Source organism: Streptomyces sp. NPDC091281 (assembly GCF_044757425.1).
In the GTDB taxonomy this organism is placed as follows: domain Bacteria; phylum Actinomycetota; class Actinomycetes; order Streptomycetales; family Streptomycetaceae; genus Streptomyces.
In genome coordinates this window covers 312,992-328,162 of sequence record NZ_JBIVUY010000009.1, presented here as the reverse complement: position 1 = coordinate 328,162, position 15,171 = coordinate 312,992, and the positions used below count along the sequence as shown (strand labels likewise).

Sequence of the window (15,171 nt, the reverse complement as noted above, 5' to 3'; positions counted from 1 at the left end):
TGCGCGGTCACGGCCTGCCGAGTTCGGTGTCGATGAAGTCGAAGAGTTCGTCGTCGGTGGAGCCCATGCGGTCCTCGACGGCCTCCCCGGCCGCCCCGGTGCCGGGGCGCAGCGTGCGCAGCAGGCCCTGGAGGCGGGCGGTGAGGGCGGTGCGCGCGGCGTCGTCGTGCGGCGTGTCGCGTACGGCGCTCTCCAGGCGGTCGAGTTCGGCGAGGAGGGCGCCGCCGGGTCCTGCGGTCGTGCCGTTCGCCGTCGCCGTGTCCCCGGCCTCGTCGGGGGTGATCTCCGCGGCGAGGTGGCGGGCGACGGCGGCGGCCGTGGGGTGGTCGAAGAGGAGGGTGGCGGGCAGGGGGAGGCCGGTGGCGGCGCGCAGCCGGTTGCGCAGTTCCACCGCGGTCAGCGAGTCGAAGCCGAGGTCGAGGAGGGGCACGTCGGGGCCGACGGCCTGCGGGTCGGGGAAGCCGAGGACGAGCGCGGCGTGGGTGCGGACGGTGTCGGCGAGGACGCGTTCGCGCTGCGGCGGGGGCAGCGTCGTCAGGCGCCGCCGCAGGGTGTCGGCGGCGCCGGGGCCGTCGCTCGCGGCGGCGCGGCGGAGCGGGGTGCGGACGAGTCCGCGCAGGAAGGCGGGGACTCCGCCCGCGGTGGCCTGCCGGGCGAGCGCCGCGGTGTCGAGGCGCAGCGGCAGCAGGGCGGGCGCGTCCAGACGGGTGGCCGTGTCGAAGAGGGCGAGTCCGTCGGCGGGCGGGAACGCGACGATGCCGCCGCGGGCGATGCGGGCGAGGTCGGCCGCGCCCAGGTGCCCGGTCATCCCGGCGCCGGTGGCCCACAGGCCCCAGGCCAGGGAGGTGGCGGGCAGGCCGTCGGCCCGCCGCCGGTGGGCGAGGGCGTCCAGGAAGGCGTTGGCGGCGGCGTAGTTGGCCTGGCCCATGCCGCCGAAGACTCCGGCGACGGAGGAGAACACGACGAACGCGGTCAGGTCCCGGTCCGCGGTCAGCTCGTGCAGGTGGAGGGCGGCGTCGACCTTGGGGCGCAGCACGCGGTGGAGCTGCTGGGGCGTCATGTCGGCGACGACGCCGTCGTCGATGACGCCCGCGGTGTGGACGACGCCGCGCAGGGGACGTTCCAGGGCGTCCAGGACCTTCTTGAGGGCTTCCCGGTCGGCGGCGTCGCAGGCGACGATCTCGGCGTCGGCCCCGGCGGCGGCCAGGTCGGCGAGGAGGGCCGCCGCGCCGTCCGCGGCGGGCCCCTGACGGCTGGTGAGGAGCAGGTGCCGTACGCCGTGCGCGGTCGCGAGGTGGCGGGCGACGTGGGCGCCGAGGGAGCCGGTGCCGCCGGTGACGAGGACGGTGCCGTCGGGGTCCCAGGGTGTCTCCCGCGCGGGCAGGGAGGCGGGGACACGGGCCAGGCGGGCGGTGTGGAGGCGTCCGGCGCGCAGGGCGAGCTGGGGTTCGCCGGTGGTGAGGGCGGCGGCCAGCGCCGTCCGGGAGGACGGGGTGTCGTCGGTGTCGACGAGGACGAACCGGTCGGGGTGTTCGGTCTGCGCGGAGCGGACCAGGCCCCAGACGGCGGCGTGCGCGGGGTCGGGCACGTCGTCGCCGGGGTCGACGGGCACCCCGCCGCGTGTGACGAGGGCCAGTGTCGCGGTCCCGAACCGCGGGTCCGCCAGCCAGGTCCTGACCAGGTCCAGGACGCGGCCGGTCAGGTCGTGGACGTCCTGGGCGGTGCCGCCGCCCGCCGTGCCGGGCAGGGCGGTCACCACGAGGCCGGGCAGGGGGGCGCCGGCGTCGACCGCGGCGCCCAGGGCGGCGAGGTCGTCGTGGGCGGGGGCGAGGCCGGGGAGGCCGCCGCCGAGCACGGCGAGGGCGGCGGGCCGGTCCGGCGCGAGGGCGGCGGTGGGCCATTCCAGCCGGAACAGGTCCGGGAGGGTGCCCGTGCGGGATTCCCGGAGCCGCTCGGCCGTCACCGGCCGCAGGACCAGGGAACGGGCGGAGGCGACGGGGGCGCCGGTCGCGTCGGCGACCGTCACGGTGACGGCGTCGCGACCGGTCGGCGTCAGGCGCAGCCTCAGGGCCGCCGCGCCCGTCGCGGTGAGGCGGACGCCGCTCCAGGAGAACGGCAGCCAGCCCTGGTCGCTGCCGTCGAGCACGCCGAGGGCCAGCGCGTGCAGCGCGCTGTCGAGGAGCGCCGGGTGCAGTCCGTAGCGTGCGGCGTCCGGCTGCTGCCGCTCGGGCAGGCGGGCCTCGGCGTAGACGTCGTCGCCGAGCCGCCAGGCGGCGTTCAGTCCCTGGAAGGCGGGCCCGTAGGCGAAGCCGCCGTCGGCGAGGCGGTCGTACAGGTCTGCCACGTCGAGGGGTTCGGCGCCGGGCGGCGGCCAGGCCGTCAGGTCCTCGGCCGGGGCCGGGGCGCCGTCCTGGAGGCGGCCGCTCGCGTGCCGGGTCCAGGGGTCGTCGGCGGCGGCGGGCTCGGGCCGGGCGTGGACGGCGAAGGCGCGGCCGCCGGTGGCGTCGGGGGCCTGGACGGTGAGCTGGAGGGTGACGGCGCCCCGCTCGGGCAGGGTCAGGGGTGCCTCCAGGGTGAGTTCGTCGACCTCCGCGCAGCCGGTCAGGGCGCCCGCGTGGCAGGCGAGTTCGAGGAAGGCGGTGGCGGGCAGGAGGGCGCCGCCGTGGACGGCGTGGTCGGCGAGCCAGGGGTGGGTGTCGAGGGCGATGCGGCCGGTGAGCAGGAGGCCGTCGGCGTCGGCGAGCGGGGAGGCCGCGCCGAGCAGCGGGTGCGTGGATGGCAGCAGTCCCGCCGCGGGCAGGTCGCCCGCGCTCCGGGTGGGCGGCAGCCAGTGGCGGGAGCGCTGGAAGGCGTACGTGGGCAGGGTGACGGGGCGGTCCGGGACGTCGGCGAACAGGGGCCGCCAGTCGACGGGGACGCCGTGGACGTGCAGGCGGGCCAGGGCGGTGGTGAACGCGGCGGGCTCCGGGGTGTCCTTGCGCAGGAGCGGCACGGCGACCACGGCGTCGGCGGCGTCGTCGGTCAGGCAGTCCTGGGCGAGCGCGGCGAGGGCGCCGTCGGGCCCGAGGTCGACCAGGGCGGTGGCGCCCTCGGCCCGGAGGGTGCGGACGGCGTCGAGGAAGCGGACGGGGGACCGGACGTGCCGCACCCAGTGGCCGGGGTCGCGCAGGTCGGCGGCGTCGGCGAGGGCGCCGGTCAGGTCGGAGACGACGGGGATGCGCGGCGCGTGGAAGGTGACCTGTTCGGCGACGGCGCGGAAGTCGGCCAGTATGCCGTCCATGTGCGGGGAGTGGAAGGCGTGGCTGACGGTGAGCCGCCGGGTCCGGGCGCCGGTGCGGCGCAGGCGGGCGGCGATCTCCTCGACGGCGGCGGCGTCGCCGGACAGGACGGTGGCGGCGGGGCCGTTGACGGCGGCGATCGCGATCTCGCCCTCCCTGCCGCGGAGTTCGGGCAGGAGGTCCGCCTCGGGCACGGTGAGCGCCACCATCGCGCCGCCCGCGGGCATGGCCTGCATCAGGCGGCCTCGGGCGGCGACCAGGGCGGCGGCGTCGGGCAGCGAGAGCACTCCGGCGACGTGCGCGGCGGCGAGCTGGCCCACGCTGTGCCCGGTGACGAGGTCGGCCCGTGCCCCGTACGACTCGGCGAGCCGGTACAGGGCGACGCCGAGCGCGAACAGGGCGGGCTGCGTGTAGGCCGTGGTGTGGAGCAGGGCGGCGTCCTCGCTGCCGGGCCCGGCGTGCATGACGTCGCGCAGCGGCCGGTCCAGGAGGGGGTCGAGTTCCGCGCAGACCGCGTCGAAGGCGTCGGCGAACACGGGGTGCCGGGCGAGGAGCGCGGCGCCCATGCCGAGGCGCTGGCTGCCCTGGCCCGGGAAGAGGAAGGCGGTCCTGCCGTCCCGTCCGGCGGTGCCGGTGATCAGGTCGGGCGAGGCGGTGCCGTCGGCGAGCGCGCCGAGGGCGGCCCGTGTCGCGGCGGGGTCGGCGCCGGTGAGGACGGCCCGGTGCGCGAAGACGGTACGGCCGGTGGCCAGGGCCTTCGCGACGGTGCCGGGGTCGGCGTCGGCGGCGGGCCCGTCGGTGACGTGGCCGAGGAGCCGCCGGGCCTGGGCGCGCAGGGCGTGGCCGTCGCGGGCGGACAGCAGCCAGGGCAGGCCGCCGGGCGGCGGGGCGGCGTCGGGCGCGGCGGGTTCGGGGACGTGTTCCAGGATGGTGTGGGCGTTGGTGCCGCTGACGCCGAAGGACGACACGGCGGCGCGGCGCGGGCGGCCGGTGTCGGGCCAGGCGGTGTTCTCGGTGACGACGTGGACCCGGCCCGCGGTCCAGTCGACGTGCGGGGTCGGCGCGTCGACGTGGAGGGTGGCGGGGAGGGTGCCGTGCCGCATGGCGAGGACGGTCTTGATGACGCCCGCGATGCCCGCGGCGGCCTGGCTGTGCCCGATGTTGGACTTCAGGGACCCCACGAGCAGGGGCTGTTCGGCGGGGCGCCGCTGCCCGTACGTGGCGAGCAGGGCCTGCGCCTCGATGGGGTCGCCGAGCCGGGTGCCGGTGCCGTGGGCCTCCACGGCGTCGACGTCGCCGGGGGCGAGGCCGGCCGAGGCCAGGGCCTGGCGGATGACGCGCTGCTGGGAGGGTCCGTTCGGCGCGGTGAGGCCGTTGCTGGCGCCGTCCTGGTTGACGGCGGAGCCGCGGACCAGCGCCAGCACGGGGTGGCCGTTGCGGCGGGCGTCGGACAGGCGTTCCAGCAGGACCATGCCGACGCCCTCGGCCCACGCGGTGCCGTCGGCGGCGGCGGCGAAAGGCTTGCAGCGGCCGTCGGCGGCGAGGCCGCGCTGGCGGCTGAACTCGACGAAAGCGCCCGGCGTCGCCATCACCGTGACCCCGCCCGCCAGCGCGAGGGAGCACTCGCCGCCGCGCAGGGCCTGCGCCGCCAGGTGGACGGCGACCAGGGAGGACGAGCAGGCCGTGTCCACGGTCACCGCCGGGCCCTCCAGGCCGAAGGTGTAGGCGATGCGGCCGGACGCGACGCTGCCGGCGCTGCCGATGCCGAGGTAGCCCTCGAACTCCTCGGACGGCTCGGTGACGCGGGACCCGTAGTCGCGGTAGCTGGAGCCGACCCAGACGCCGCCGTCGCCGCCCTTGAGGCCGCGCGGGTCGATGCCCGCCCGCTCGAACGCCTCCCAGGCGGTCTCCAGCAGGAGCCGCTGCTGGGGGTCGACGGCGAGGGCCTCACGGGGCGACATGCCGAAGAAGGCGGGGTCGAAGTGGTCGGCGTCGTGGAGGAAGCCGCCCTCGCGGACGTAGGTGTGCCCGGTCCTGGCCGGGTCCGGGTCGTAGAGGCCCGCGAGGTCCCAGCCGCGGTCGGTGGGGAAGCCGGAGACGGCGTCGGTGCCGTCGGCGAGGAGCCCCCAGAACTCCTCGGGGGTGGTGACGCCGCCGGGGAAGCGGCAGCTCATCGCGACGATCGCGACGGGGTCGTCGGCCGGGTCGGCGTGCGGTCGCGGCGCGGGCCGGGCGGTCGGCGCGGCGGGCTCCGCCGCGCCGAACAGTTCGGCGTGCAGGTGGTCGACGAGCGCGGTGGTGGTCGGGTGGTCGAAGACGAGGGTGACGGGCAGGCGCAGCCCGGTGGCCTCGGCGAGGCTGTTGCGCAGTTCCACGGCGGTCAGCGAGTCGAAGCCGAGGTCCTTGAAGGCCCGCTCCGGTTCGATCGCGGCGGGGTCGTCGTGGCCGAGGACCCCGGCGGCCCGCGCGCGGACCACGGCGGCGAGTTCGGCGGTGCGTTCGGCCTCGGTGAGTCCGGCGAGCCGGGCCGTGAGGCCGTCCGCTCCCCCGCCGGGCGCGGCGGCGGCCCCGTCGAGGGCGCGCCGCGCCTCGGGGAGGTCGCCGAGGAGGGCGCTGGGCCGCAGGGCGGTGTAGGCGCGGACGAAGCGGTCCCAGGCGAAGTCGGCGACGATCAGCCGGGTCTCGTCGTCGTCCAGGGCCTGCCACAGGGCGTCGAGGGCCGTTTCGGGGTCCATGGCGGGCAGGCCGTCGCGGACGAGGCGTTCTCCGGTGGCGCCCGCGGCGAGGCTGTCGCCGCCCCACAGGCCCCAGGCCACCGAGGTGGCGGGCAGGCCGCGGTCGCGGCGGGTCTCGGCGAGCGCGTCGAGGAAGGCGTTGGCGGCGGCGTAGCTGCCCTGTCCGGTGCCGCCCAGGGTGCCGGCCAGCGAGGAGAACAGCACGAAGGCCGTGAGGTCGGCGTCGCGGGTCAGCGCGTCGAGGTGGAGCGCGGCGTCCGTCTTGGGGCGCAGCACCGCGGCGGCCCGTTCGGGGGTGAGGGTGTCGAGGACGCCGTCGTCGAGGACGCCCGCGGCGTGGAACACGGCGCGCAGGGGCCGTGCGGCGGGGATGCCGTCGAGGAGCCGCGCGAGGTCGTCGGGGTCGGCGACGTCGCACGCGGCGAGGGTGAACGCGCAGCCCAGGGAGGTGAGTTCGGCGGCGAGCGGCGCGGCGCCGGGGGCGTCGGGACCGCCGCGGCCGACGAGCAGGAGGTGCGCGCGCCCGCCGCGGGCGAGCCTGCGGGCGACCCGGACCCCGAGGGCGCCGGTGGCGCCGGTGACGAGGACGGTGCCGTCGGGGCTCCAGCCGTCACCGCCGGGCGGGGCGGGGCGGTCGGGTGCCGAGGGGGCGGGCACGGGCGTGCCGGTGGGGGCGCGGTGGGGCCGGGCGTGGGCGAGGCGCCTGCCGAAGAGCCCGGAGGCGCGCAGCGCGAGCTGGTCCTCGCCCCGCGGGTCGGCGAGGACGGAGGCGAGTCTGCCCCGCGCCCGTTCGTCGAGGCGTGCGGGCAGGTCGACGAGGCCGCCCCAGCGCTCGGGGTGCTCGACGGCGGCGACCCCGCCGAGGCCCCAGTGCGCCGCCTGGAGGGGCGCGTCGAGCCGGTCGGAGCGGCCCACGGTGACGGCGCCGCGGGTCGCGCACCACAGCGGCGCCCGCACGTCGGCGTCGCCGAGCGCCCGGAGCAGGGCGGTGGTGAGGGCGAGGCCGGTGGGCAGGGCGGTGCCGTCGGTGTACGGGGACGCGTCGAGGGCGAGGAGGGAGAGGACGCCGTCGGCCGGGGTCTCCCCGGCGAACGCGCGCAGCCGGTCGGCGAGCGGGCCGCGCGCGTCCGCGTCGGTGTCGTCGGCGCCGAGCGGGACCAGGACGGTGTGCGCGCCGTGGTCGCGCAGGGCCCGGACGCAGGCGGCGACGGCGGGGTCCTCGGCGGCCGTCGCGGACACCGCCAGCCACCAGGTGCCGGTGAGGGTGCCGGGTCCGGGCCGCGGGTCGGCCGCCGCGTGCCCCGTCAGGGGGGTGAAGACGACGCGGTGGCGCCAGGAGTCCAGCGTGGACCGGTGCCGGTGGTCGCGCAGCCAGTCGGAGAGCGCGGGCACCACGGTGCCCATGGCGGCGCGCACGGCGTCGTCCTCGATGCGCAGGGTGTCGGCGACGGCGTCCGCGTCCCGGCCCGCCACAGCCTCCCAGAAGCCCTGGTCGGCGGGGCCCGTGCCGCTCCCGGCGGTGGGCCGGGGCACGGGCTCCATCCAGTAGTGGCGGCGCTGGAAGGCGTACGTGGGGAGCGCGCGGCGCCGGGCGCCGGTGCCGTCGAAGACCGCGTCCCAGTCCACCGGGCGGCCTAGGGCGTGCAGTGCGGCGAGCGAGGTGAGGAACCGGGTGCGGTCGCCCTCGCCGCGGTGCAGGGTGCCCACGACGCCGCCGGTCCCGCCGGTGCTCTCCAGGGCCTCCTGGAGCCAGACGGTGAGGGCGGGGTGGGCGCTGTTCTCGACGAACAGGCGGTAGCCGTCGGCGAGGAGGGCGTCCACGGCGCGGCGGAAGAGGACGGGCCGGCGCAGGTTGCGGTACCAGTACGCGGCGTCGAGGGCGGTGCCGTCGACGACCGTGCCGGTGACGGTGGAGTAGAAGGGGACGCGGGACGGGCGCGGGGTGATACCGGCGAGGAGGGTGTGGAGGTCGTCGTGGATCTCCTCGACCTGGGCCGAGTGTCCGGCGAAGTCGACGCCGGGCAGGGGCCAGCACAGCACCCCGTCGTCGGCGAGCACGCCGTGCAGTTCGTCCAGGGCGGCCGGGTCGCCGGAGACGGTCACCGTCGTCGGGCCGTTGACGGCGGCGATGTCCAGACGGCCCGTCCACGGGGCGAGCCGCGCCTCGACGTCCTCCGGGGGCAGCGGCACGTACAGCATGCCGCCCCGGCCGGTCAGCGCCACGAGTGCCTTGCTGCGGAGGGCGACGACCCGCGCCGCGTCCTCCAACGACAACGCACCCGCCACACACGCCGCCGCTATCTCCCCCTGCGAATGCCCCACCACCGCATCCGGCACCACCCCCCACGACCGCCACACCTCCGCCAACGACACCATCACCGCAAACAACACCGGCTGCACCACATCCACCCGCTCCAACCCCACCCCCGACCGCAACACCTCCACCACCGACCACCCCACCAACGGCTCCAACACCCGCGCACACTCCCCCAACCGCCCCGCAAACACCGGAGAACACTCCAACAACACACACCCCATCCCCACCCACTGCGCCCCCTGCCCCGGAAACACGAACACCGTGCGGTCGTCCTGGGCGGCGGTGCCGCGCACGACGCCGGGGCCGGTGCGGCCGTCGACGAGGGTGTCGAGCGCGGCGAGGAGGGTGTCGCGGTCACCGCCGACGACGGCGGCCCGGTGTTCGAAGGCGGTGCGTGTGACGGCCAGGGAGTAGCCGATGTCGGCGGGCCGCAGGCCGGGCCGGTCGGCGACGTGGGCGCGCAGCCGCGCGGCCTGCTCGCGGAGCGCTTCGGGGGTGCGCGCGGAGAGCACCCACGGCACGGCCGGGTCCGCGGCCCCGATGCCGGGCTCGGACGCGGTCGGGGCCCCGGCCGCGGTGGTCTCCTCGTCGGCGGGCGGCTGTTCGAGGATGACGTGGGCGTTGGTGCCGCTGAGGCCGAAGGAGGAGACCCCGGCCCGCCGGGGGCGGCCGTCCGCGGGCCAGGGCGCGGGTTCGGTGAGCAGCCGGACCGCTCCGGCGGTCCAGTCGACGTTCGGGGACGGGGCGTCGACGTGCAGGGTCGCCGGGAGCGTCTCGTGGCGCAGGGCGAGGATCATCTTCATCATGCCCGCGACACCGGCGGCGGCCTGGCTGTGCCCGATGTTGGACTTCAACGAGCCGAGGTGGAGGGGGCGTTCGGCGGGCCGGTCCTGCCCGTACGTGGCGAGGAGCGCCTGCGCCTCGATGGGGTCGCCGAGGGTGGTACCGGTGCCGTGCGCCTCCACGGCGTCGACGTCGGCGCCGGTGAGACCGGCGTCGGCGAGGGCCTCGCCGATCACCCGCCGCTGGGCGAGGCCGCTGGGCGCGGTGAGGCCGTTGCTGGCACCGTCCTGGTTGACGGCGGAGCCGCGGATCACGGCGAGGACGGGGTGGCCGCCTCGGCGGGCGTCGCTGAGCCGTTCCAGGAGCAGCAGGCCGACGCCCTCGGCCATGCCGAAGCCGTCGGCGGACGCGGCGAAGGACTTGCAGCGGCCGTCGGGCGCGAGCCCGCGCTGACGGCTGAACCCGGTGAAGGTGAGCGGGGAGCCGATCACGGTGGCACCGCCCGCGAGCGCGAGGGAGCAGTCGCCGTCGCGCAGCGCGCGGGCCGCCATGTGGACGGCGACCAGCGAGGACGAGCAGGCGGTGTCCACGGTCACCGCGGGGCCCTCCAGGCCGAGGGTGTAGGCGACCCGGCCGGAGAGGACGCTGGTGGAGATGCCCGCGACGAAGAGGCCTTCGAGTTCCTCGGGCACCTGGTCCATGCTGCCGCCGTAGCCCTGGTAGGCGGCGCCCGCGAAGACTCCGGTGCGGCTGCCGCGCAGGGTGCGCGGGTCGATGCCGGCCCGCTCCAGGGCCTCCCAGGAGGTCTCCAGCATGAGCCGCTGCTGCGGGTCCATGGCCAGGGCCTCGCGCGGCGAGATGCCGAAGAAGGCCGCGTCGAACCGGCCCGCGTCGTACACGAAACCACCGGACGCCGCGTAGCTGGTGCCGGGCCGGTCGGGGTCGGTGTCGTGGAGCGCGTCCAGGTCCCAGCCGCGGTCGGCGGGGAGTCCGGCGACGACGTCACGGCCCTCGGCGACGAGCCGCCACAGCTCCTCGGGGGTGGTGACACCGCCCGGGTAGCGGCAGCTCATGGCGACGACGACCACCGGGTCGTCGTCGGTCGCGGCGGCCCGGCGCGGCGGGGCGCCGGGGGTGGCGGTGTCCGACGGGGGCGGGCCGCCGCCCAGGAGTTCGGTGCGCAGGTGGCGGGCGAGGGCGCGCGGCGAGGAGTGGTCGAAGACGACGGTGACGGGCAGGCGCAGGCCGGTGGCGGCGTTGAGCCGGTTGCGCATCTCCACCGCGGTCAGCGAGTCGAACCCGAGGTCACGGAAGGCGCGTTCGGGCGGCACGGACTCCTGGGCTCCGTGGCCGAGCACGGCCGCGGCCTCGGTGCGGACGAGGTCCGCCAGGACGCGGTCGCCCTCGGCGGCGGGCAGGTCGCGCAGCCGGGCCCGGAGGCTGCCGTCGGCCGGTGCCCCGTCGGCGGGGGCCGGTGCGTCGGCCGCGGCCAGGACGGCGCGGGCCTCGGGTACGCCGCCGATGAACGGGCTGGGCCTGCCCGTGGTGAAGACCGTCGCGAACCGGGCCCAGTCGATGTCGGCGACGACGGTGAACGTCTCGTCGTGGTCGAGGATCTGCCCGAGGGCGGTGACACAGATGGCGGGCGGCATGAACACCACGCCCTGGGCGCGGAGTTGGTCCTCGGCGAGGGCCGCCGCCATGCCCGCGCCGTCCTCGGGGCTCCAGATGCCCCAGGCGACGGAGGTGGCGGTGAGCCCGCGGGCCCTGCGGTTCTCGGCGAGCGCGTCGAGGTGGGCGTTGGCGGCGGCGTAGGCGCCGTGGATCGCGCTGCCCCACACCCCGGAGATGGAGGAGAACAGGACGAACGCGTCCAGGGTGTCCCGGTCGAAGAGGGCGTCCAGGTGGGTCGCGCCCAGCGCCTTGGCGTCCAGGGTGTCGGCGAACTCGTCCAGGTCGGTCGCGTCGAGCGCCACGAGGGAGCCCCCGGCGGCGGCGTGCAGGACGGTGCGGATCTCGCTGCCGTCCGCCGTCAGGTCGGCGACGAGCGCCGCGAGAGCGTCGCGGTCGGTGATGTCGCAGGCCGCGACCGTGGCACGGGCGCCCAGCTCCGTGAGTTCGCGGGCGAGTTCGGCGGCGCCGGGCGCGTCGGGGCCGCGTCGGCCGACGAGGACGAGGTGCTCCGCGCCCGCGCGGGCGAGCCGGCGGGCGAGATGGGCGCCGAGTCCGCCGGTGCCGCCGGTGATCAGGGTGGTGCCGCGCGGGGTCCAGGTGCGGCGCGGCGCGGCGTCGCCGAGCGGGGCGCGCACCAGGCGGCGGCCGTGCAGGCCCGCGCCGCGGACGGCGAGCTGGTCCTCGGCGCCGGGTGCGGCGAGCACCGCGCACAGCCGGGCCGCGGCCCGCGGGTCGGGCAGCGGCGGCAGGTCGACGAGGCCGCCCCAGCGGCGCGGGTGCTCCAGGGCGGCGCAGCGGCCGAGACCCCAGCTCAGGTGGGGGGCGGGGCGCACGGGCGGGTCGGCCGGGCCGACGGCGACGGCACCGCGCGTGGCCCACCACAGCGGCGCGGCGACATCGAGGTCCCCGAGGGCCTGGACCAGGGTGAGGTTGAGGGCGGCGCCGACCGGCACCGACGGCCGCCGCGGGTGCGGGCGTTCGTCGGCGGCGAGCAGGGACAGCACACCGGCGGGTACGGCCCCGGCCAGGGCGTCGGCGAGCCGGGCGGCGAGCGGTCCGCGCGCCGCGTCGGACGGGTCGGCGACGACGGTGACCACGGTGGCCCCCGCCTCCTCCAGGGCGCGCACCCAGGCCAGGGACCAGGCGTCCACGGCGGGCGGCGCGGCGGGTCCGGGCTCCCCGGCGGGCTCGGGTGACCCGCCAGGTGCGGACGGCCCGCCGGACTCGGGCGTCTCGGCCGGGGTCAGGACGAGCCAGGTGCCGGTCAGGCGGGTGGCCGGGGGGTCGGGGAGGGGCTGCCAGGTGGGCCGGTAGCGCCAGGACTCGACGGTGGCGAGTTCGGTACGCCGTTCCCGCCATCCGGCGAGCGCGGGCAGCACCGCGCTGAGCGGTTCCTCGGCGCCGACCCCCAGGGTCGCGGTCAGCCCGTGCAGGTCGCCGGTGCGGACGGCCTCCCAGAAGCGGTCCTCCGCGGGGTCGGCGGGGGCGCCCGTCACGGCCGGGGCCGGGGGCGCCGTCAGCCAGTACGGGCGGCGCCGGAAGGCGTACGTCGGCAGGTCGGCCACCGTGTCGTGTCCGGCGAAGACGCGCGACCAGTCGGGGGACAGACCGCGGGTGTGGGCCTCGCCGAGGGCGAGCCGGAAGCGTTCGGGGCCGCCCTCGTCGCGGCGGAGGGTGCCGAGGACGGCGACGGGCCGCTCGGGGCGCGCGGCCTCGGCGGTCTGCTCCAGGGCCACCGTCAGCACGGGGTGGGCGCTGATCTCGACGAAGAAGCCGTGGCCCTGGTTGAGGAGGCCGCGGACGGTCTCCTCGAACCGCACGGTCCGCCGCAGGTTGCGGTACCAGTACCCGGCGTCGAGGACCGTCGTGTCGGGCAGCTCGGCGGCCTCGACGGTGGAGTGGAACGGCACCTCGGCCGCGCGCGGGACGATGCCCGCGAGCAGGGTCCCCAGCCGCTCCTCGACGGCCTCGACGTGCGCGGAGTGCGAGGCGTAGTCGACGGGGACGACCCTGGCCCGCACGTCCCGCGCGGTGAGCGCGGCGACGACGCCCTCGATCGCCTCCGGGTCCCCCGACAGCACGGTGGCCGAGGGCCCGTTGACCGCCGCGACGGACAGCCGCCCGGCCCACGGTTCCAGGTGGGCGCCGAGGTCGGCCGCGGGCAGCGGCACGGACGCCATGCCGCCGCGCCCGGCGAGGTCCGCCAGCACCCGGCTGCGCAGCGCGACGACCTCGGCCGCGTCGTCCAGGGAGAGGGCGCCCGCGACGCACGCGGCGGCGATCTCCCCCTGGGAGTGGCCGACCACCGCGTCCGGCACGACGCCGTACGACCGCCACAGGTCGGCCAGCGACACCATCACCGCGAACAGCGCCGGCTGCACCACGTCGACGCGTTCCAGGGACGGCGCGCCGTCCGCGCCGCGCAGCACGTCCTCCAGGGACCAGTCGACGTGCGGTGCGAGGGCCCGTTCGCAGGCCGCCATCCGGTCCGCGAACACCGGCTCCGCGTCGAGGAGTCCGACGGCCATGCCCGGCCACTGCGAGCCCTGTCCGGGGAAGACGAACACGGTCCTGCCGACGGCCCCCGCGGTCCCCCGCACGACGCGCGGCGACGGGGCGCCCGCGGCGAGCGCGGTCAGCCCCTCGGCGAACCCGGCCCGGTCGGCCGCCACGACGGCGGCGCGGTGCTCGAAGGCGGTACGGGTCGTCGCGAGGGCCCGCCCGATCGCACCGTCCGTGACCGGCGGTTCCTGAACCGCCCTCTCCTCCGCGGCTTCGGCGGACGGAGCCTCGGCGGACGGGGGCTCGACGGGCGGGGCCTCGATGTGGGCGAGGAGGCGTGCGGCCTGGGCGCGCAGCGCGTCCTCGTCGCGGGCGGAGACGACCCACGGCAACGGCCCCGCGGTCGCCGCGGCGTACGTCCCGTCCCCGTCCCGCGCGCAGTCCTGGGGCGCGCCGTGCGCGGCGTTCCCGTCGCGCGCGGCGGGCTCTCCGTGCTCTTCGTGCTCTTCGAGGACGAGGTGGGCGTTGGTGCCGCTCACGCCGAAGGCGGACACTCCGGCCCGGCGCGGCCGGTCGGCCCGCCGCCAGGGGCGTGCCTCGGTGAGGACGCGGACGGTGCCCCGCGACCAGTCGACGAAGGGCGTCGGCTCGTCGACGTGCAGGGTGCTGGGCAGCCGCCCGTGGCGCAGGGCCATGACCATCTTGATGACGCCGCCGACCCCGGCCGCGCCGGAGGTGTGGCCGATGTTCGACTTCAGCGAGCCGATCCACAGGGGCTGTCCGGCGTCCCGTCCCCGGCCGTAGGCGGCGAGCAGTGCCTGGGCCTCGATGGGGTCGCCGAGGCGGGTGCCGGTGCCGTGGGCCTCGACGGCGTCGATGTCGCCGGGGGCCAGCCGGGCGTCGGCGAGCGCGTCGGCGATGACGCGTTCCTGGGCGGGCCCGTTGGGCGCGGTGAGGCCGTTGCTGGCGCCGTCCTGGTTGACGGCCGAGCCCCGGATCACGGCGAGCACCCGGTGGCCGTTGCGGCGGGCGTCGGCGAGGCGTTCCAGGAGCAGCATCCCGGCGCCCTCGGACCAGCCGGTGCCGTCCGCGCCCGCCGCGAACGCCTTGCACCGCCCGTCCGCGGAGAGCGCCCGCTGGCGGCTGAAGGCGACGAACGCGTCCGGTGTCGCCATCACCGCGACGCCGCCCGCGAGGGCGAGGGAGCACTCTCCTGAGCGCAGCGAACGGACCGCGAGGTGCAGCGCGACCAGGGAGGACGAGCAGGCGGTGTCGACCGTGATCGCGGGGCCTTCGAGGCCGAGGGTGTAGGCGACGCGGCCGGAGACCACGCTGGCGGCCGTGCCGGTGTCCAGGAGTCCCTGGACACCGGGGAGGTCGCGGGCGGCGCTGCCGTAGTCGTTGCGCATGGCGCCGACGAAGACGCCGGTCCGGGTGGCGCGCAGCGCGGCCGGGTCGATGGAGGCGCGTTCGACGGCCTCCCAGGACGTCTCCAGGACGAGGCGCTGCTGGGGGTCCATGGCGAGGGCCTCGCGCGGCGAGATCCCGAAGAAGCCGGGGTCGAAGTCGGCGGCGTCGTGCAGGAATCCGCCGTGCCGGGTGGTGGAGGTGCCGGGGTGGTCGGGGTCGGGGTGGTAGAGGGCGTCGGTGTCCCAGCCGCGGCCGGAGGGCCATTCGGTGACGGCGTCGGTGCCGCTGTCGACGAGGTCCCACAGCCGCTCGGGGGTGTCGGTGCCGCCGGGGTAGCGGCAGCTCATGGCGACGACGGCGACGGGCTCGTGGCGGGCGTCCTCCGCCTCGCGCAGCCGCCGTCGGACGTCGCCGAGGTCGGCGGTGGCACGCCTGAGGTAGTCGAGGAGCTTGTCGTTGTCCGGCATGGGTG

1 protein-coding gene is annotated in these 15,171 nt (G+C 77.6%); it reads right to left on the bottom strand.

Annotated features, from left to right (window positions below):
- Positions 1-7: 7 nt before the first annotated feature.
- Complete coding sequence (locus ACIQPQ_RS24360) at positions 8-15,166, bottom strand: type I polyketide synthase (RefSeq protein ID WP_401307065.1); 15,159 nt, start codon at positions 15,164-15,166, stop codon at positions 8-10.
- Positions 15,167-15,171: the final 5 nt, after the last annotated feature.